The sequence below is a fragment of the Pseudomonas sp. MYb327 genome (assembly GCF_040438925.1).
Classification (GTDB): domain Bacteria; phylum Pseudomonadota; class Gammaproteobacteria; order Pseudomonadales; family Pseudomonadaceae; genus Aquipseudomonas.
In genome coordinates this window covers 2929530-2948773 of record NZ_CP159258.1, presented here as the reverse complement: position 1 = coordinate 2948773, position 19244 = coordinate 2929530, and the positions used below count along the sequence as shown (strand labels likewise).

The 19244-nt window shown below is 60.8% G+C and carries 20 protein-coding genes and 1 pseudogene; 11 read left to right on the top strand and 10 right to left on the bottom strand.

Features of this window, described 5'->3' with window-relative positions; genetic code table 11:
- The first annotated feature begins 164 nt into the window (after positions 1–164).
- Positions 165–1484, top strand: coding sequence for an Nramp family divalent metal transporter (locus ABVN21_RS13230; RefSeq protein ID WP_339555245.1), 1320 nt, complete (start codon positions 165–167; stop codon positions 1482–1484).
- A 246-nt stretch (positions 1485–1730) separates the two neighbouring features.
- Here ABVN21_RS13230 and ABVN21_RS13225 read toward each other — a convergent pair whose 3' ends face one another.
- Genes ABVN21_RS13225 through ABVN21_RS13215 form a run of 3 tightly spaced genes read right to left on the bottom strand, consistent with a single transcriptional unit; the run spans position 1731 to position 4324 of the window.
- Complete coding sequence (locus ABVN21_RS13225; RefSeq protein WP_339555246.1) at positions 1731–2912, bottom strand: acetyl-CoA C-acetyltransferase; 1182 nt, start codon at positions 2910–2912, stop codon at positions 1731–1733.
- A gap of 11 nt (positions 2913–2923) precedes the next feature.
- Positions 2924–3589 carry a CoA transferase subunit B gene (locus ABVN21_RS13220; RefSeq protein ID WP_339555247.1) on the bottom strand — a complete coding sequence of 222 codons (666 nt, stop codon included), beginning with the start codon at positions 3587–3589 and terminating at the stop codon, positions 2924–2926.
- A 36-nt stretch (positions 3590–3625) separates the two neighbouring features.
- Positions 3626–4324, bottom strand: a complete 699-nt coding sequence (locus ABVN21_RS13215) for a CoA transferase subunit A (RefSeq protein WP_046043267.1) — start codon at positions 4322–4324, stop codon at positions 3626–3628.
- 117 nt (positions 4325–4441) lie between these two features.
- Here ABVN21_RS13215 and ABVN21_RS13210 point away from each other — a divergent pair, with 117 nt between their 5' ends.
- The gene (locus ABVN21_RS13210) at positions 4442–4624 is read left to right on the top strand and encodes a hypothetical protein (RefSeq protein ID WP_339555248.1); all 183 of its coding nucleotides are present in this window, start codon (positions 4442–4444) and stop codon (positions 4622–4624) included.
- Positions 4621–5523, top strand: coding sequence for a LysR substrate-binding domain-containing protein (locus tag ABVN21_RS13205; protein ID WP_339555249.1), 903 nt, complete (start codon positions 4621–4623; stop codon positions 5521–5523). Before ABVN21_RS13210 ends, ABVN21_RS13205 begins: the two co-directional genes overlap by 4 nt.
- 103 nt (positions 5524–5626) lie before the next feature.
- Here ABVN21_RS13205 and ABVN21_RS13200 read toward each other — a convergent pair whose 3' ends face one another.
- A complete protein-coding gene (locus ABVN21_RS13200) occupies positions 5627–6469 on the bottom strand; it encodes an NAD-dependent protein deacetylase (RefSeq protein ID WP_339555250.1) in 843 nt (280 codons plus the stop codon).
- 108 nt (positions 6470–6577) lie between these two features.
- Positions 6578–7624 (bottom strand): class I SAM-dependent methyltransferase, encoded by a 1047-nt coding sequence (locus ABVN21_RS13195; RefSeq protein ID WP_339555251.1) that lies wholly within the window; start codon positions 7622–7624, stop codon positions 6578–6580.
- 464 nt (positions 7625–8088) lie between these two features.
- On the opposite strand from ABVN21_RS13195, the gene ABVN21_RS13190 reads away from it, so the two are divergent.
- The 3 genes from ABVN21_RS13190 (at position 8089) to ABVN21_RS13180 (ending at position 11155) form a co-directional block, all read left to right on the top strand.
- Positions 8089–9423 carry an acetamidase/formamidase family protein gene (locus ABVN21_RS13190; RefSeq protein WP_339555252.1) on the top strand — a complete coding sequence of 445 codons (1335 nt, stop codon included), beginning with the start codon at positions 8089–8091 and terminating at the stop codon, positions 9421–9423.
- Between the two features lie 144 nt (positions 9424–9567).
- The gene (locus tag ABVN21_RS13185; RefSeq protein ID WP_339555253.1) at positions 9568–10407 is read left to right on the top strand and encodes a DUF692 domain-containing protein; all 840 of its coding nucleotides are present in this window, start codon (positions 9568–9570) and stop codon (positions 10405–10407) included.
- Positions 10400–11155 carry a putative DNA-binding domain-containing protein gene (locus ABVN21_RS13180; RefSeq protein WP_339555254.1) on the top strand — a complete coding sequence of 252 codons (756 nt, stop codon included), beginning with the start codon at positions 10400–10402 and terminating at the stop codon, positions 11153–11155. Before ABVN21_RS13185 ends, ABVN21_RS13180 begins: the two co-directional genes overlap by 8 nt.
- Positions 11156–11366: 211 nt before the next feature.
- Here the strand turns inward: ABVN21_RS13180 and ABVN21_RS13175 are convergent.
- The 3 genes and pseudogenes from ABVN21_RS13175 to ABVN21_RS13165 all read right to left on the bottom strand — a co-directional run.
- Positions 11367–11504 (bottom strand): annotated as a pseudogene (locus tag ABVN21_RS13175) (phosphatidate cytidylyltransferase); the annotation flags it as partial.
- A 67-nt stretch (positions 11505–11571) separates the two neighbouring features.
- Entirely contained in the window at positions 11572–12885 is a 1314-nt protein-coding gene (locus ABVN21_RS13170; protein WP_339555255.1) for a HAMP domain-containing sensor histidine kinase, read from the bottom strand.
- Complete coding sequence (locus ABVN21_RS13165; RefSeq protein ID WP_339555256.1) at positions 12882–13622, bottom strand: response regulator; 741 nt, start codon at positions 13620–13622, stop codon at positions 12882–12884. Before ABVN21_RS13165 ends, ABVN21_RS13170 begins: the two co-directional genes overlap by 4 nt.
- Positions 13623–13929: 307 nt before the next feature.
- On the opposite strand from ABVN21_RS13165, the gene ABVN21_RS13160 reads away from it, so the two are divergent.
- The 3 genes from ABVN21_RS13160 to ABVN21_RS13150 all read left to right on the top strand — a co-directional run bounded on the left by ABVN21_RS13160 (position 13930) and on the right by ABVN21_RS13150 (position 15822).
- On the top strand, positions 13930–14193 hold the full coding sequence (locus ABVN21_RS13160; RefSeq protein ID WP_339555257.1) for a DUF2790 domain-containing protein: 264 nt from the start codon (positions 13930–13932) through the stop codon (positions 14191–14193).
- A gap of 48 nt (positions 14194–14241) precedes the next feature.
- Complete coding sequence (locus tag ABVN21_RS13155; RefSeq protein ID WP_339555258.1) at positions 14242–14454, top strand: hypothetical protein; 213 nt, start codon at positions 14242–14244, stop codon at positions 14452–14454.
- Positions 14455–14607: 153 nt separating this feature from the next.
- Positions 14608–15822, top strand: a complete 1215-nt coding sequence (locus ABVN21_RS13150) for a cytochrome c biogenesis protein DipZ (RefSeq protein WP_339555259.1) — start codon at positions 14608–14610, stop codon at positions 15820–15822.
- A 31-nt stretch (positions 15823–15853) separates the two neighbouring features.
- Here the strand turns inward: ABVN21_RS13150 and ABVN21_RS13145 are convergent, their stop codons facing one another.
- Complete coding sequence (locus tag ABVN21_RS13145; protein ID WP_339555260.1) at positions 15854–16840, bottom strand: AraC family transcriptional regulator; 987 nt, start codon at positions 16838–16840, stop codon at positions 15854–15856.
- Positions 16841–17028: 188 nt separating this feature from the next.
- Between ABVN21_RS13145 and ABVN21_RS13140 the strand changes: the two genes are divergently transcribed.
- Positions 17029–17298, top strand: coding sequence for a DUF4242 domain-containing protein (locus ABVN21_RS13140; RefSeq protein WP_223506114.1), 270 nt, complete (start codon positions 17029–17031; stop codon positions 17296–17298).
- A 44-nt stretch (positions 17299–17342) separates the two neighbouring features.
- Positions 17343–18155 (top strand): class I SAM-dependent methyltransferase, encoded by an 813-nt coding sequence (locus tag ABVN21_RS13135; RefSeq protein WP_339555261.1) that lies wholly within the window; start codon positions 17343–17345, stop codon positions 18153–18155.
- Positions 18156–18383: 228 nt separating this feature from the next.
- On the opposite strand, the gene pcsA is transcribed toward ABVN21_RS13135, so the two are convergent.
- A complete protein-coding gene (pcsA, locus tag ABVN21_RS13130; RefSeq protein ID WP_339555262.1) occupies positions 18384–19106 on the bottom strand; it encodes a phosphatidylcholine synthase in 723 nt (240 codons plus the stop codon).
- Positions 19107–19244: the final 138 nt, after the last annotated feature.

Here is a 19244-nt window from a genome sequence, read left to right as displayed (position 1 = left end):
GCTGGCAAGCCAGCTCCTACAGGGGATTTGTGGTGGTCCATAGCTTTCGTATGCACCGTGGTCAATTGTAGGAGCTGGCAGGCCAGTTCCTACGGTTTTGCAGATACACCCGCGCTGGCGAAACGTCTAAGCTGGGCGCTTTCCACCTGTTGATGGATCGTTGAGTGAAATTCAGTTTGCCCAAAGTCGGCACCGCGCCGTTTTGTCCGCCAGAAGTGGCGGGCAGTGTTGCCGTCGATCCCGGCGCGTCTTTTTTTAAGCGTGTCCTGCGTTTTGCCGGTCCCGGCCTGTTGGTGTCCATCGGCTACATGGACCCAGGCAACTGGGCGACCGCCATCGAGGCAGGGTCGCGGTTTGGCTACAGCCTGTTGTTCGTGGTGCTGCTGGCAAGCCTGGCGGGGATGGTGGTGCAGTGTCTATGTTCACGCCTGGGCATCGCCACCGGGCGTGATCTGGCGCAGCTGTGCCGTCAGCGCTATAGCACGCGGACCACGCGCACGCAGTGGGTGCTGGCGGAAATCTCGATCATCGCCACCGACCTCGCCGAAGTCCTCGGCTGTGCCTTGGCGTTTCACTTGCTGCTGGGCTGTTCGCTGACCGTCGGCATCGCCCTCACGGCATTCGACACGTTGCTGGTGCTGGCCTTGCAAAACCGCGGCTTCCGACGTCTGGAAGCGATCATGTTGGTGCTGGTGGCCACCATCGGCGTGTGTTTCTTTGTCGAACTGCTATTGATCAAACCGTACTGGCCGGACGTTGCCCAGGGTTTCAAACCGTCACTGTCAGCCCTAGCCGATGCCGCGCCGCTGTACCTGGCGATTGGCATTCTCGGCGCCACGGTGATGCCACATAACTTGTACCTGCACACGTCAATCGTGCAGACCCGGCTGATCGGCAAGGACCTGGCCAGCAAGCAGGACGCGGTGAAACTGGCGCGCATCGACACCATCGGCTCCCTGGCCCTGGCGCTGCTGGTCAACGCGGCGATCCTGATCCTCGCCGCCGCGGCGTTTCACCAGAGCGGACACACCGATGTGGTCGACATCCAGGACGCCTATCACTTGCTTGATCCATTGGTGGGCGGGGCGCTGGCGAGTGTGCTGTTCGGCGTCGCGTTGCTCGCTTCGGGGCAGAGTTCGACGTTCACCGGCACCATCGCCGGCCAGGTGATCATGGAAGGCTTCCTGAACCTGCGTCTGCCTTGCTGGCAACGGCGTTTGATTACCCGCGGGCTGGCGCTGATCCCGGCGTTCATCGGCGTGTGGCTGATGGGCGACGATGCGATTGGCAAGTTGTTGGTGTTGAGTCAGGTGGTGTTGAGTTTGCAGCTGCCGTTTGCGTTGTATCCGCTGATTCGCATGACCAATGATCAGAAGCTGATGGGGCCGTTGGTGAATCGACTTCCGACCCGGGTGTTGGCCTGGGGGTTGTTTGTGGTGATCAGTGGGGCCAATAGCTGGTTGATCCTTCAGTTTTTGGGGTGACAGTTCCAGCCTCATAGCGAGCGCGCGAACGCCAGGCAAAAAGAACCCGGTTTGTTGCGAGAGGGACAATCCCGTAGGAGCCGGCTTGCTGGCGATCGCGGTGCACCAGTCAACAATGTAGTCGACTGACACGCCGCGATCGCCAGCAAGCCGGCGCCTACAAAGCTGCCATCTCGCCACAGAACCGGGGGGTGTTACCAGACTGCGACGGGTCTTCGTGGGTCCCCGCGCAGCCTGTTGAACGCTTTAAGCCCGTTCGAGCGCCAGTGCCACGCCTTGACCACCACCGATGCACAGGGTAGCGAGGCCTTTCTTGGCGTCACGCTTGATCATTTCATGCAGCAGGGTCACCAGCACGCGGCAACCCGAGGCACCGATCGGGTGGCCGAGGGCGATGGCGCCGCCGTTGACGTTGACCTTGTTCAAGTCCCATTCCAGGTCCTTGGCCACGGCCAGGGATTGCGCGGCAAAGGCTTCGTTGGCCTCAACCAGCTCAAGCTGGTCGATGGACCAACCGGCCTTGTCCAGGCAGCGGCGAGTGGCCGAAACCGGGCCGATGCCCATGATCGCCGGGTCTACGCCCGCGTTGGCGTAAGCGGCGATTTTTGCCAGTACCGGCAAACCCAGTGCCTTGGCTTTTTCGGCGCTCATCAGGATCACGGCCGCAGCACCGTCGTTAAGCGACGAAGCGTTACCGGCAGTGACCGAACCGTCCTTCTTGAAGGCCGGTTTGAGCTTGCCCAGGGACTCGGCGGTGGTGCCGGCCCGTGGTTGCTCGTCGGTGGCGAAGGACAGCGGATCGCCCTTGCGCTGGGGAATCAGGATCGGCGTGATCTCATCGACAAAACGCCCGCCCTCAATCGCGGCGGTGGCTTTCTGTTGAGACGCGGCGGCAAATGCATCCTGCTGCTCTCGGGTCAGGCTGTACTTCTCGGCGAGGTTTTCGGCAGTGATGCCCATGTGGTAATCGTTGAACGCATCCCACAGGCCGTCGCTGATCATGGTGTCGATGATCTGCGCGTTGCCCATGCGCAGGCCAGTGCGGGCGCCCGGCATGACGTAGTTGGACAGGCTCATGTTTTCCTGGCCACCGGCAATGATCACCTCGGCGTCGCCGCAACGGATCGCCTGAGCGCCCAGGTGCAGAGCCTTGAGGCCCGAGCCGCAGACCTTATTCAGGGTCATGGCCGGTACGGCGAACGGCAGGCCAGCCTTGATCGACGCCTGGCGCGCGGGGTTTTGCCCGGCGCCTGCGGTCAACACCTGCCCCATGATCACTTCATCGACTTCAGCAGGGTCCAGGCCGGTTTGCGCCAGCAACTGACGGATCACCGCCGCGCCCAGGTCAACGGCGGAGACGTTTGCCAGGGAACCCTGGAAACTGCCGATGGCGGTACGTGTGGCGGCAACAATGACGACTTCTTGCATGGAATGATTCCTCACTGGTCAGCAAACTGCATTTCCGGAACGTGGTCCGGCACGATCAGTTTACCAGCGGTTTTGGCGACGATTTCCTCGACGCTGACGCCTGGTGCGCGTTCCTTGAGGACAAATGCGCCATTTTCGATTTCCAGGTAGGCCAGATCGGTCAGCACGCGCTTGATGCAACCGGCACCGGTCAGCGGCAGGCTACAGTGGTCCAGCAGCTTGGACTCACCGTCCTTGGACGCGTGGGTCATGATGACGATGATGTTGTCCGCGCCGGCCACCAGATCCATGGCGCCGCCCATGCCCTTGACCAGTTTGCCCGGGATCATCCACGAGGCGATGTTGCCTTGTACGTCGACTTCAAAGGCGCCCAGCACGGTCAGGTCGACATGGCCACCACGGATCATCGCGAAGGATTCGGCCGAGGAAAAGATCGACGCACCGGTACGCGCGGTCACGGTTTGCTTGCCGGCGTTGATCATGTCGGCATCGATGGTTTCTTCAGTAGGAAAAGGACCCATGCCGAGCAGGCCGTTTTCCGACTGCAGCATGACTTCCATGCCTTCAGGGATGTAGTTGGCGACGAGGGTCGGAATGCCGATGCCCAGGTTCACGTAGAAGCCGTCCTGCATTTCGCGGGCGACGCGTTGAGCCATTTGTTCGCGGGAAAGTGCCATTGTTGTTATTCCTTCATTCGGTCCGGGGGCAGGGGATCACTTACGCACGGTGCGCTGTTCGATGCGCTTCTCGAACGTGCCGCAGATGATCCGGTCGACGTAGATACCTGGGGTGTGGATCTGCGCCGGGTCCAGCTCGCCCGGTTCGACGATTTCTTCGACTTCGACCACGGTGATCTTGCCGGCGGTGGCGGCCAGCGGGTTGAAGTTCTGGGCAGTGTGGCGATAGATCACGTTACCGAAGTGGTCGGCTTTCCAGCCTTTGACGATGGCGAAGTCGCCGGTGATGGATTCTTCCATCAGGTACTTGCGGCCATGGAATTCGCGCACTTCCTTGCCTTCGGCAACCGGAGTGCCGACGCCGGTGGCGGTGAAGAACGCCGGGATGCCGGCACCGCCTGCGCGCATTTTTTCGGCGAGGGTGCCTTGCGGGGTCAGGGTGACTTCGATTTCGCCCTTGAGCAGTTGCTCTTCGAACAGCTTGTTTTCGCCGACGTAGGACGCGACCACTTTGCTGATCTGGCGGTCGGTCAGCAGAACGCCGAGGCCGAAACCGTCGACGCCGCAGTTATTGGAAACCACAGTGAGGTCGCGTGTGCCTTTGCGTTTGATCTCGTTGATCAGGTTTTCCGGAATGCCGCACAGGCCGAAGCCGCCAGCGATCACGGTCATGCCGTCTTCAAGACCTGCCAGAGCTTCCTCATAGGAACTCACGCGCTTGTCGAAACCTGCCATATGCACCTCTTTTATTCTTTGTGGGCGGCTGGCTAGCCGAATGAAGTTGAGTGTCGCGCCGCAAGATTGATTTGTTAAGTTGTTTTTTTGGCTTGATTGATTGATAAAGCTCATTAAATGCCTGATGCGCGTAAACCTTTAGGAGCCGGCTTGCTGGCGATGGCGTCGGATAACGCCAACATTAATGTCGACCGCCATATTGCTATCGCTGGCAAGCCAGCTTCTACCGGTTCCCTGGCTGTTGATTTTATCTTGCAGCTCGAAATTTGCTGCTTACAAACGGAGCGAAGCGACCTATGACCGTCAAGCAGATCCGCGCCTTCCTGGCCGTGGCCCAGAGTCTGAGTTTCGCTGTGGCGTGCGAGCGCCTGCACCTGTCGCAATCGGCCTTGAGCCTGACCATCAAGGCGTTGGAAGAGGGCCTTGGCGGGCGGCTGTTTACCCGCAACACCCGCAACGTGGCACTGACCGCCGAGGGCGAGTCCCTGGTGCCGCTGGCACGTCGCCTGATCGCCGACTGGGACAACGCCGAAGACGAACTGCGTCAGCGCTTCACCCTGCAACGCGGGCGTGTGACCCTGGCGGCCATGCCGTCATTCGCCGGCAATTTGCTGCCGCCCATCCTCAAGACCTTCCGCGCCCGGTACCCGAAAGTCAACGTCACGGTCAACGACGTGATCAACGAGCAAGTGCTGGAAATGGTCCGCGACCGCCAGGTGGAACTGGGCGTGGCGTTCGAACCGACCCAGAGTTCGTCGCTGCAATTTACGCCGCTGTACATCGACCGCTTTGTCGCGGTGGTGCCCCATGATTCGCCGCTGGCCGTGCTGGATGACATCGACTGGCAGACCCTGCTCGAGGAGCCGTTCATCACCTTGCAGCGACCTTCGACGCTGCGGGTCATGCTGGAAGAACACTTGCAAACGCGGGGCATGAAGTTGCCGGTGGAATTTGAAAGCCATCAACTGGCGACGGTCGGGCGGATGGTCGCCAGCGGTCTGGGGGTGAGCGCGGTGCCAGCGTTGTGCGCCGGGCAAATGCGTGAACTGGGCGCCCGTTGCATTACCTTGCGCGACCCGGTGGTCGAGAGGGCGATTGGCGTGCTGACGTTGCCGGGGGGAGAGCTGTCGGCGGCGGCGCAGGCGTTGTTTGATGTGCTCAAGGAGGAGAACCTTGGTCAGCGCTTGATCATCGTTTAGCCCGATCCTGTAGGAGCCGGCTTGCCGGCGATCGATTCTCGGATGTGCGGCGATTCAACTATCGCCATCGCTGGCAAGCCAGCTCCTACAGTTTCCGGTGTTGTCAGGTGTTCAGGCGTTGTGCCAACAGGGGTAAAAGCTTTTCGCAGGACCCCTCGATCTTCATATCCAGAATGTCATCCGCCCGGGTCTTGCCCAGGTTGATCGCCAGCAACGGCTTGCCCTGATCCACCACCGCCCGGCACAGGCGGAACGCGGAATAAGCCATGAGCGAAGAGCCAACCACCAACAGGCCTGCGGCATGTTCGACCGCTGCCATTGCTTTGGCTGCCGTGGCCTGGGCGACGTTCTCGCCAAAGAACACTACGTCCGGTTTCATCCGCTCGCCAGCGCAATGCGGGCAATGTGGTACCTGAAAGCGCGCTTCGAACGCTGGATCAAGCAGGGTGTCGCCATCCGGCGCTTGCACCGCGTCCACGCCCGCCAGATAAGGGTTCTGCGCTTCCATCAGTTGCTGGATCGAATCGCGCTCGCTGCGCCGGCCGCAATCAAGGCACAACACCCGGTGCAGGCTGCCGTGCAGTTCGATCACGTCATGGCTGCCGGCCTGGTCGTGCAAGGTGTCGACGTTCTGGGTGATCAAACCGCTGATCTGCCGGGTGCTTTGCAGACGGGCGAGGGTGTCGTGGGCCACATTCGGCTGTGCCTGGCGAACCCGCGGCCAGCCGAGCATCGCCCGCGCCCAATAGCGCCGCCGGGATTCGGGCGCCGAGAGAAATTCCTGATACATCATCGGCTGCCGGCCACGCCGCACGCCTTGATTGTCGCGATAGTCCGGAATGCCCGACGGGGTGCTGATCCCGGCACCGGTCAGGACCACGAACGGTTCGTCGGCCATGAGCTGCTGGAGCCGGTCGAGTTGTTCGTGGATAAGGCTATTGAGCATGTCGGGAGACCTGTAGGAGCTGGCTTGCCAGCGAAGGCGTGTCAGTCGACATCAATGTAGCTGACCCACCTTCGCTGGCAAGCCAGCTCCTACAAAAGGCAACTGAGTTTACTTGCGTGCTTCAAGAATCAGGTTGAACGGCGTTTCCGTGGCCCGGCGGAAACTCGAGAAACCGGCCTCGGTAAACACCTTGCGCAACCGTGCCTCGCCCGCCTGGGCGCCGAGGCCGAGGCCGACTTCCTGGGACAGCGAGTTGGGCGTGCAGATAAACGTTGAAGCCGCGTAGAACAACCGGCCCACCGGGGTGATGTTGTCGTCCAGTGAGTCGTTGGCGAACGGTTCCACCAGCAGCACCGTGCCGTCCGGCTTCAACGATTCGTAGGCATGTTTGGCCGCGCCCACCGGGTCGCCCATGTCGTGCAGGCAGTCGAAATAGCAGACCAGGTCATAGTCGTTGCCGGGGTAGCTTTTCGCCGTGCCCTGGAAGAACCGGGCCCGGCCGCCCACGCCGCCTTCTTCGGCGCGTTGGGTGGCGACGGTGACCGAGGGCGCGTGGTAGTCGAATCCGACGAAGCGCGAGTCCGGAAACGCCTGGGCCATGATCACCGTCGAAGCCCCGTGCCCACAGCCGATGTCCGCCACTTTGGCCCCGGCTTCCAGTTTCGCCACCACGCCGTCGAGGGCCGGTAGCCATTCGGCGATCAGGTGCGCTTTGTAGCCGGGGCGGAAGAATCGCTCCGTGCCGCTGAACATGCACGGATGGTGATCGCCCCAGGGAAGGGCGCCGTCGCCGCGCATGGCTTTGACCAGTTTGTCCTTGTCATGGAAAAATGATGCAACGACCCCGACGCCTCCCGCGATGTAGACCGGAGAGTCTTCGATGGCCAGGGCCAGCGCTTGTTCTTCGGGCAGGCGGAACTGGCCGTCGGTGTGTTCCATGTAGCCGGAAGCGGCGTGAGCACTGAGCCATTCGCGCACCAGGCGGGGGTTGCAGCCGGTTTTTTCGGCGAGTGTTTCGGGGCTGACGGGTTGACTGTCGGCCATGGCCCGATACAGCCCGAGCTCTTCGCCGAGGATGACGTTGGCGAGCATCGCCGCGCCGCCCATGTCATTCACCAGTTTGCCCATGAAATCGTTGAGTCTGGCCTCGTCCATCACGTGTGCTCCTTCAGAAAGGATCACGGTCCAGAGGCTTTGTTTGCCTGGGCATGTGCCGCTGGGCGGTGGTCGTGGGGAATGGACAGGACATCGGGATGTCCTGTGTGGATTAAGTTTAGTTCGCTGGTCGAATGCCGCGTTTCCAGGCGACGAAGGTGCCCTGTGACTGGATGTCCTGGTTCAACACTGAACTCTGTAGGAGCGGGCTTGCCCGCGATGAGGCCGGCAGATCCAGCACATTTGTTGTCTGACACCGCTATCGGACCTGCGCATGTATCCCACTGTATCTAACCGGTCTCTCGATACAGTCCCCCTCAATTCAAGGCCACCCGCGAACACAGACCAGATACAAACCTGCGCTGAACTGTGAACACCGTCTGACGCCTGTAAACGCGCGTTAACGCTACTTCCAGGTCGTCGCATCAGGCGACCGTTCGCTCCTGACACCGTAGGGGATATCCATGACAACGCTTGTGCCTCAATCCAACCTCAACGCCACGCCGGTGGATCGCCTGCGGGTCGATCACTACACCAATGGCATCATCGGCCCGAGCCAGCCGATGCTTGGACCGCTGGTCGATGGCGGCACGCTGATCACCGGCACACCGCCGGGCTGCTGGGGGCCGATGATCACGCCAGCCTTCGAAGGCGGCCATGAAGTGACGCAACCGGTGGCCATTGTCGGTGCGGAAATCGGTGATGCCGTGGCGATCAAGATCAAAAGCATGCGCGTGACTTCGCTGGCGACATCCTCCGGCGTGATGAAGTTTGTTGAAGGGCGCTACAACGGCGACCCGTTCGTCTCCAAATTCTGTTCCAAGTGCGGCACCGAGCATCCGGCCAGCCACGTCGATGGCATTGGCGAAGATTCGATTCGCTGTAACAACTGTGGCGCCGAAGTCAGCGCGTTTCGCTTCAGCCATGGCTACGTGATCGTGTTCGATGCGCAGAACCAGGTCAGCCTGACGGTCAATCAGGACATCGCCAATCAACTGGCCGGCAACGCCTCGCAAATGTCGGCACTGCCGGAGTTCGCCGCGCAGCACTCGATCCTGTCCCTGGCCCGCGCCGATATTCCCGGCGTCGCCGCGCATATGCGGCCGTTCCTCGGCAACATCGGCACCATGCCGTCCCGTGATATCCCCGACTCGCACAACTGCGCCGACTTCGGCCAGTACCTGATCAACGCCCCGCACCGTTTCGGCATGAGCCGCGAAGAGCTGCACGCGGCGAAGACCGACGGCCACATGGACACCAACTCGATCCGCGAAGGCTGCGTATTGATCTGCCCGGTGAAAGTGCCAGGTGCCGGGGTGTACATGGGTGACATGCACGCCCAGCAAGGCAACGGCGAAATCGCCGGGCACGCCACCGATTGCTCCGGGGAAACCGAAGTGGTGGTCGAGGTGGTGAAAAACCTGACGCTGGAAGGTCCGATCCTCCTGCAAAACTTAGATGACTTGCCGCCGATGGCGCGGCCAATGACCGCCGAGCAACGGGCCAAGGTCCGCGAACTCGGCGCCCGTTGGGGTCAGCACGAGATCGAGCACAGTGGCCCGATCACCTTCATCGGCAGCGGCGAAAACCTCAATTTGGCAGTGGAGAACGGCCTGCAACGCGCCGCTTCCGTCACCGGCCTGCCGTACGACGAAGTGCTCAACCGCGCGACCATCACCGGTTCCATCGACATCAGCCGCCTGCCGGGCACTGTGCGCGTGACGTTCCTGTGCCCGATGGACGTGCTGGATCGCATCGGCATCGGCCATCTAGTGCGCGAGAAGTACAACCTGGCGTAACCCTGACCGGCGGGTTTGTATGTGAGTGTGTACAGACCCGCCGCCGATACAAGCACTGCCGTTTTCGGTCAGTGCGGAACACAGGCCCGATACACCGCTTCGCTTAACTGTGATTCCGTACTGACAACCCTTGAGACCGACATCATGCAAACCCCCATCACATCCGCCAGGTCCAGCGCCGGGCTCGGCTTGCGTCGCGGTTTAATGAAGGACCTCCTGGCGGCTCCCGCCGGCCATTTCGATTTCCTGGAAGTCGCACCGGAGAACTGGATCGGCATCGGCGGCGCCCATGGCGCTGCGCTGCGGGACCTGGCCGAGCGCTATCCGTTGTCCTGTCACGGCTTGTCCCTGTCACTGGGCGGGCCGTCGCCGCTGGACGTCGGGTTTCTGCAAGAGGTTCGGGTTTTCCTCGATCACTACAACGTGCCGCTGTACAGCGAGCACCTCAGTTACTGCAGCGATGACGGTCATCTCTACGACCTGTTGCCGTTGCCCTTCACCGAAGAAGCGGTGCATCACGTCGCGGGGCGTATCCGGCAGGCCCAGGACATTCTCGGTCGACGCCTGGCGGTAGAAAACGTCTCCTACTATGCCGCGCCGCAGCAGGACATGGACGAGGTGACGTTCACCAACGCCGTGCTGCGCGAAGCCGATTGCGACCTGTTGCTGGACGTCAATAACGTGTATGTCAATTCGATCAATCACGGTTTTGATCCGCAGACATTCCTCGCGGACATTGATTCGAACCGCGTGGTGGCGATGCACATCGCCGGGCATTTCGATGAATCCGACACTTTGAAAATCGACACCCACGGTGCTTCGGTGAAACCGGCGGTGTGGTCGTTGCTGGCAGAAGCGTACGCCCGGTTCGGTGCGCAACCGACCCTGCTGGAGCGCGATTTCAACTTCCCGGCGTTTTCCGAACTGGTCGCCGAATTGCAGACCATTCGCCGCTTGCAGTCCAAGGAGGTGAACCGTGGTTAAGCGCTCGCTGCATGAACAGCAAAACAGCATGGGCCTGTACCTGCGCGACCCTGATCACTGCGCGCCACCGCCCGAGATGGACCCGGCGCGGGCACAGGTTTACCGCGATCTGGTGTTTGCCAACCTGTCGTCATTGATCAGCGGCACCTTTCCGGTGCTGGTGAAGATTCTGGGTGATCAACAGTGGCGTGAACTGGTGCGGATTTTCCTGCGCGATTACCGTGCCCACACGCCGAAATTCGGTGAGATCGCCGAGGAGTTTGTCGAGTTTCTCGCGTCTGATCCGCAGGCGTTGGCTGAGGGAACGTGGCCGCCATTCATGGTGGAACTGGCGCACTACGAATGGGTGGAAATGGCCCTGCAACAATCAGAGGCCGAGCCGTTGTCCTCTGGCAATGCCGAATTGTTGCTGGATCGTCCGTTGCAAGTGTCGCCCCTGGCCTGGCCGTTGGCGTATGCCTGGCCCGTGCAAAGGGTCGGCCCGGAATATCAGCCGGACTCGGCACCGGCCGAGCCGACGTTATTGTTGGTGCGTCGGGATGTTGATTTCAGTGTGAAGTTTTCTGAGTTGAGCCCCTTGGCGTGGCGGTTGTTGCAACGCATTGACGAGTTTCCCGAATTGACGGGAGGTGCTCAGTTGCAAGGGTTGGCGGTGGAAGCGGCGAAGGATGGGGTGCAGGAATTTTTTGATGGCGGGTTGGCGTTGTTGCAGCAGATGCATGAGGAAAGGGTTTTGGGTTTGGCGTGACCAGATACACACAAATCCTGCAATGATCGTTTGCACAGAGATGGATCAGATACACACAAATCCTGCAATGATCGTTTGCACAGAGATGGATCAGATACACACAAATCCTGTAGGAGCTGGCTTGCCAGCGAAGGCGGCGGCATAGTCAACATCTATGTTGATGGTTCGACCGCGATCGCTGGCAAGCCAGCTCCTACAGATGAGATGGGCTTTATGGCGCGGAGAAAAAATACCGCGTCAGGTGAAAGTAGATCGGCGCCGCGAAACAGATCGAGTCCATGCGGTCGAGCATGCCGCCGTGACCCTCGATCATGGTTCCCCATACACCCCTCTCTGGGGGTTTTCTAAGCGTATATGCATTCAGCGGCGTTACTGTTTTTCCTGCGGTCCCGGTATCTGTAGGAGCAAGCTTGCTCCTACAGGGGCTTTAACTTGAGTTCGGCACACAAACCACCACCCTCGCGATTACTCAACGTCAACGATCCCCCGATCGCCAACGCCAGTTGCTGCGCGATTGCCAGGCCCAAACCGGTGCCGCCCGTACTGCGGTTGCGCGAGTTTTCCACGCGGTAAAACGGCTCCATGACCTGGGCCAGTTCCTCTTCGGCAATGCCTGGACCACGGTCCATGACTTTTACCGAGACGCTGCCATCGGCTTTCTTCTCGACCAGCAGCTCGGCGGCGCCGGCGAATTTCAGGGCGTTGTCCGTCAGGTTTACCAGCACCCGGCGCAGGGCGTGGGGGCGGGTGTCGATGACGGTGGCGCTTTTACCGCTCAACTGAACTTCCTTGCCCACGTCCTGATAGTCGAACACCAGGCTGTCGAGGAATGAATCCAGGTCGGTGCGGCGGCTTTCTTCGGTGGCACCGTGGACACTGCGCGCATAGGCCACGCCTTCGCGCACCAGATGTTCCATCTCACCGAGGTCGTTCCAGAGTTTGTCTTTCTCCACGCAATCATCCATGAACTCGGCGCGCAGTTTCATCCGGGTAATCGGTGTTTGCAGGTCGTGGGAAATCGCTGCCAACAACTGCATGCGTTCTTTCAGGTATGCGGCGATGCGCGCCTGCATGGCGTTGAACGCCTTGGCCGCGTGGGCAACTTCGGTCGGGCCTTTTTCGTCCAGCAGCACCGGGTGCGTGTTGGGGTCGAGGGTGTCCACGGCTTCGGCGAGGCGGGTGAGCGGGCGGATGGCGATGCGCACCGCCAGCCAGGTGCAGGCGAGCATCAGGGCCAGTTGCCCCAGCAACACCATTGGCAACCAGGGTGACAGCGGCACCATCGAAGGGCGCACGTCGATGGTCACCGGGCTGCCGTCCGACAGTTTCAGGTGGACCTGAAAGCGTTTCTGCGCGCCGGGAATGTCGGTGACGGTCATCGGGTAATCCATACCGATGGCGTCCTTGATCGAGGTCACCGCGATGGGCGCCTCGGGCATGTCCACGTCCATGGAGGTGCCGGGCGAGCCTTCATCCAACAGATAGCGGTAATTGCGCCGATCCAGTTGTTTCAGCCAGCTTGCCCGTTCGTTGGCCGGCAGGCGATCGAGGATGGCAATGGACGTCGAGACGTCGGTTTCCAGATTGCCGAGCATGGTGTTTTTTGCGCTTTCGTAACGCTCGTAATACTGCGCACCGAAAGACAGTGCCTGGGCGAGGATCAAGCAGATCAGAAAAATCAGCGACAGGCGCGAAGCCAGGGTGCGAGGCCAACGCATCGAAAGATTCATGCTGGCGCCCCGACGATTTCCACCGGCAGGGAAAACACATAGCCCTCGCTGCGCACGGTCTTGATGTAGGCCGGTTCGCGGGCATCGTCCAGCAGGCGCTGGCGCAAGCGACTCACCAGCAAGTCGATGGAGCGATCGAACAGATCAGCGTCGCGGCCCTGGGTCAGGTTAAGTAATTGGTCGCGGTTGAGCACCCGTTGCGGATGATCGAGGAATACCCGCAGCAAGCGATATTCCGCGCCGCTGAGTGCGACCATGGTGCCGTCGTCATCCAGCAGGTGCCGGGCCGAGGTGTCCAGCTGCCAACGACCGAAGGCCAATAGGCGGCTGCTTTCGGTGACCACCAGATTCGGCGGCAGCATCCGCGTACGGCGCAGCACCGCGTTGATCCGCGCCAGCAGTTCACGGGCGGCGAAGGGCTTGACCAGGTAATCGTCGGCGCCCATTTCCAGGCCGATGATGCGGTCGGTTTCATCGTTGCGGGCGGTCAGCATCAACACCGGGGTGGCCTTGTGTTTGCCGGCGCGCAGTTCGCGACAGAGCATCAGCCCATCGTCGCCCGGCATCATGATGTCCAGCACGATGAGGTCCACCGGCGTGGATTCGAGGAAGGTGCGCATCTGTCGCCCATCCGCCACAACCGTCGTACGCAGGCCGTTCTTCTTCAGGTAGTTGCCCACCAGTTCTCGGATCTCGCGGTCATCGTCAACGATGAGGATGTGATCGACGTGTTCCATGGGGGCCTTGCCTCTAATCAGTGGGGGATGTCGCACAGTCTATCGAGCCTTTGCCTGCTCGCCCGCAGCCCTTTGTATTGCAGTGTATCTGGCTTGTCGGTGGATACACACAGACGCAAAAACGCCCATTTTCGAGGGTTTTGTATCCCTCTGTATCCCGGCCCGGCTCTGATACGTACCGATTTACACGCGCCTGTTCCCGACACATACGGGATACCTCGAGGGCTTCTAATAGGTTCCAACGAGGCAAGTTATACCGCCTCCACGCAAACAAACGAACTACCTATCGAACCTTGAGGAAACCGCCATGAATACTAAAGCCATCTACGCCGCTTGCCTGTTTGCCGCTCTGAACATCTGCACCTTGTCGGCCCGCGCCGAAGCCGATGTTACGCCCAAGAACTACAACTACGGCACGCAACTGGACATCAAGAAAGTCGTGTCGCTGAAACAGGATGCCTCGCCTTCCTGCGGCGTGGTGAATGCCCAGCTGACCTACCTTGATTCCCAGAGCAAAACCCAGGTCCTGGACTACCGCAAGCTTGCTGATAACTGCAACTCGGACAACTAAGTTCAGCGATCACCTTTAGCGCAACCCAACGAATCCAGGAAGAACATCATGAACAACGTCACCCGCTTTTTGACCGCTGCGGCGTTCTCCTTTGCCGGCGCCGCCGCCCATGCCAACGCCGCTGTCGAACAAAACGCCTGCGGCAGCAGCACCTGCTTTCAACTGACGCCGGTGGCGGAGAAGGGCGGTAGTGACTTTCTCGCCCAGGACGGTTCCAGCCGAACGCCGCAGGGAAAGCTGCTGGATAGCCAGAGCGCCTGAAACCCGAAAACACCACCGTACTTTGTAGGAGCTGGCTTGCCAGCGATGACGGCGGCACATCCAACACGGATGTGACCTGTTGACCGCTATCGCTGGCAAGCCAGCTCCTACAGGAGGGTGGTGGATGCCTCCCAACACTTCAAAGGTGATCCCATGTTACTCATCGCTTTCCTGGGCGGCATATTGACCGTCCTCAGCCCTTGCATCCTGCCGGTCGTCCCGTTCCTGTTCGCCGGAGCCGACCGTACGCGCTCGTCGATCATGCTGACCCTCGGCGGCATGGTCCTGACGTTTGCCCTGATCTCCAGCCTGGCGGTGGTCAGCAGCGAGTGGGTGATCGAAGCCAGCAACACCGGCCGCCATGTGGCGCTGATCGTGATGGTGCTGTTCGCCCTGTCGCTGATTTCCGCACGGGTTGGCGACTGGTTGGCGCGTCCGTTCGTGGCGCTGGGTAATCGCATCGACCCGAACAGCCGCAAAATGTCCGGCCCTCTGAGTTCGATCATGATCGGCGTTGCCACCGGCCTGCTCTGGGCACCCTGCGCCGGGCCGATCCTCGGCGTGATCCTCACCAGCGCCATGCTGCAAGGCGCGAACGCCGGAACCAGTCTGTTGCTGGTGGCCTACGGACTGGGCAGCGCGCTGTCCCTGGGTACCCTGATCTTCGCCGGTCGTGGCCTGGTCAACCGCTTGAAACCGTCGATCCCGGTCACTGGCTGGTTGCGTCGCGGTGCCGGTGTCGCGGTGTTGGCCGGTGCGGCGGTGATTTCTACCGGCGCCAATGATGTGTTGCTGGCCAACACTTCGTCGGAAGGTGTCAGCAGTGTTGAGAAAGGCTTGCTGGAAACCGTGCCGAAAGTCGTCGATTACCTGGTGAGCAAGGTCAAAGCCGAGTCCATGGACAACGCCCAGGGCGCCATGCCGTCGCTGACCGGCGCGGTGGAGTGGATCAACTCGCCAGCGCTGACCAACGAATCGCTCAAAGGCAAAGTGGTGCTGGTGGACTTCTGGACGTTCGACTGCATCAACTGCAAGCACACCCTGCCATACGTTAAAGACTGGGCGAAGAAATACGAGAAGGATGGCCTCGTGGTCATCGGCGTGCACACCCCTGAGTACGGGTTCGAACGCATCATCGACAACGTCAAGGACAAGGTGAAGGAATACGGCATCACCTACCCGGTAGCGATCGACAACAATTACGCGATCTGGCGCAACTTCGACAACCAGTACTGGCCGGCGCACTACATCATCGATGCGAAAGGGCAGGTGCGATACACCCACTTTGGCGAAGGCAGTTATGAGACGCAGGAGAAGGTGATCCAGCAGTTGTTGCAAGAGGCCAAAGCGGCCGCTCCGGCGGTGTAGGAGCTGCCGCAGGCAGCGAACTTTTGAAGTATCAATGGCTCACTTCACCGTGGGCCATTGTTCGTTTTTCCTGACTGCGCCGCCACGCCGCTGGCGGCGCACCGTACTCCCGCCGAAATGCCCGGCTGAACGCCGTGTCGGTCTGGTAACCGACCTCTTCGGCAATGCGCAGCAAGGAGCTGTTACTGCTGCGTAACAGGTTGGCCGCCAGCAACATGCGCCATTGCGTCAGGTACTGCATCGGCGAAATCCCCACCAGTTGCTGAAAGCGTTCCGCCAGGACCGATCTTGAAGTGCCGGCCGTGCGCGCCAGTTCATCCAGCGTCCAGGCGTGACAGGGTTTCTTGTGCAGCGCATTGAGGGCGGCGCCGACGATTCGGTCGCTCACGCCCGCCAGCCAGCCGGTTCGACCCTTGCCCTGTTCGTGCATGTACAAGCGCAGCACTTCGATGAACAACACTTCGGCCAGTTTCGCCAGCACGCCTTCGCCACCCGGCCTTGGCGAGCGCGCTTCGGCCAAGGCATAACGCACCGATGATTCCAGCCAGATGCCGGCGTTCGAGCCGCGCACATTGACCCGCACCACCGCCGGCAATCCGGTCAGCAACATCCCCGCCAATCGCGTATCGCACGCCAGATAACCGCAGACCAGACGCGTCACCGCGCCGCCACCGCCATAGCTCAACTGCCGCGGCCGCCGAGCCAGGACTTCATCCAGTCGCGCACCTTTGGCGGGAGGCAAGCCTGGCTGGGAACTCATTCGATGGGCGTCACCTTGGGGAAAAATTACCACGTCGCCGGCGTTCAGCCGCAGCGGCGGATCGTCCCCCAGTTCGACGTAACACTCGCCCTCGGTGATCAAGTGAAAGATCACCACCCGTTCGGCGTTGGGCTCGAGGAAGGGTGCTGCGGTATCCGCACTCGGTGACTGGTAGCACCAGGGCGCGGTGAACCGGGCATTGATGAAAATTGCGCCGACCAGGCGGACGACGCGCAGGGTCTGTGACAAGGCGTCCATGGGCGTTTTCCCGTGCGGGGATTGTGGGCCAAGCGTTGATTGTGAGCCTGTCGGCGCGAAGCATGAAAGCTCCGGACGATCGGGCAGTGTTGGCCGACGATCGGACAGGACGCCAGCGTTGCCCGGCGCGATAGTGGGCCCACAGGGTCTACCGGCCCTGTCATCCATAACAAGAATGAGAGGTTGCCATGCCTAAGTTCGTCATAGAACGGGAAATACCAGGTGCTGGAACACTGTCAGAAAGGGATTTGAAGGCAGCATCGCAAAAGTCCTGCCGGGCGTTGCGCGAGTTGCCAGAGGTGCAGTGGCTTCAAAGTTATGTCACTGGAGACAAGCTGTACTGCGTGTACATCTCGCCGAGCGAAGAGCAGATCAGGGAACACGCCAGGCAGAGCGGTTTCCCGGCCAATCGCATTTCCCAGGTAATGAACATCATCGATCCGACTACGGCGGAGTAAGTCGTCGCTAGCGGGATCCGTGTTCCAACCCAGAGATTGTCTCCATGAGTACACCCATTGATCTGACTGCCCTGAAAAACCGCCAGATGGCCGCCTGGGCCAGCGGCGACTACGCCGTGATCGGCACCACCTTGCAGATTGTCGGCGAGCAACTGGCCGAAGCCTGCGACCTGCTCTGCGATGAACTGGTGCTCGACGTGGCCGCCGGCAACGGTAACGCCACACTGGCCGCGGCTCGCCGTGGTTGTATCGTGCGCTCAACCGATTACGTCGCTGCATTGCTTGAACGAGGCGAGGACCGGGCCAGGGCTGAGCGCTTGAACGTTACCTTCCAAGTGGCCGACGCCGAAGCGTTGCCCTTTGAAGACGCCAGCTTTGATGCCGTGCTGTCGACCTTCGGCGTGATGTTTGCACCGGACCAGTCCAAAGCCGCATCGGAATTGGCACGGGTTTGCCGGCCTGGAGGCCGCATCGGCCTGGCGAACTGGACGCCGGAAGGCTTCGTCGGCCAGATGTTCAAGACCCTCGGCCGGCACCTGCCGCCACCGCCCGGCGCGCAACCGCCGTCGCAGTGGGGCACTGAAGCCTGGCTGCACACGCACTTCGACGAACGCAGCTTCCTCGTTCAGGTGACGCGCCGCACCTTCAACTTCCGCTATCGCTCGGCGGCGCACTTTATCGAGACGTTCCGTACCTGGTACGGCCCCGTTCACAAGGCCTTCGCGGCATTGCCACCGGACGGCGCACAAGCCCTGGAAGCCGACCTGACTGAACTGATAAACCGGTCGAACCGGGCGGGCGATAAATCGTTGGTGGTGCCGAGTGAATACCTGGAGGTGGTGATCACACGGCGCTGACACGACACGCATCACCCCAGCGGCGGCGAGCCTGCTCGCGATGGCGTTCTTTCAATCAAAGATGATGTGACTGACATTTCGCATTCGCGAGCAGGCTCGCTCCTACAACGGGATGTGTTTTTTTCAAAGGGTTAAACCACGTTCGCCCCCCGTGCCTCCAGCAACTCGCGCAGTACCGAGCGAGGCAGGCGCGGGGAGCCAAGGCGCACGATATGCATAGGCATGGCGTTACTTGAGCCGCGATCCGTCGAACCACTCCAGCGCCGTGCGCCAGAGGCAGATCCCCAGGAAATACGCCGACATCAGCAGCCAAAGGCCCATCACCATCGGGTTGATCACCGGGTGGTTGATGACCAGCGACAGACTGCATAGCAGCCAGATAGCGGTCACGGCAATGTTGATCGGCATAAAACGGCGCACGCGAAACGGGTGGAGGAATTTCATTCGGGTGAGGGTCAGCAAGGCCAGGCCGATGACGGTCAGGAAGGTGATCCAGGGCGACGGACCAATGATGTACAGGCACAGGGCAACCACGTTCCATGCAGCGGGGAAACCCTGGAAGTAGTTGTCTTTGCTTTTCATGTTGACGTTGCAGAAGCAGAACAGTGACGACACCAGAATCAGCGATACGGTCAGCAGAAGCGTGTAGTCCGGCAACGGGATGTAGCGATAGATGAACAGTGCGGGAATGAACACATAGGTCAGGTAGTCGATGACCAGGTCGAGGATCGAGCCGTCGAAACTCGGCAACACCGACTGCACGTTGACCTTGCGCGCCAGTGCGCCGTCCAGTCCATCGACGATCAGGGCGACGCCCAGCCACAGCAGGCAGGTGGTCGGCTGATTGTCGAGCAGGGCGAGGGTCGCGAGGAAAGCGGTGACCACGCCGGTGGCGGTAAAGCCATGGGCACCCCACGCTTTGAGCCTGGCGATGTGTAGAGTCGTAATCACGGGGGGTCTCCAGAAAGTGCAGCAAGCCAGTCAACGCCCTCATCTGGCGGGCGGCGGCAAACCGGGTGGGGTTGCAGGTATCGACCGGGTATCCGGGAATAAGGTTCACCACCCATGAATCTTAGCCGGGGTGCAAAA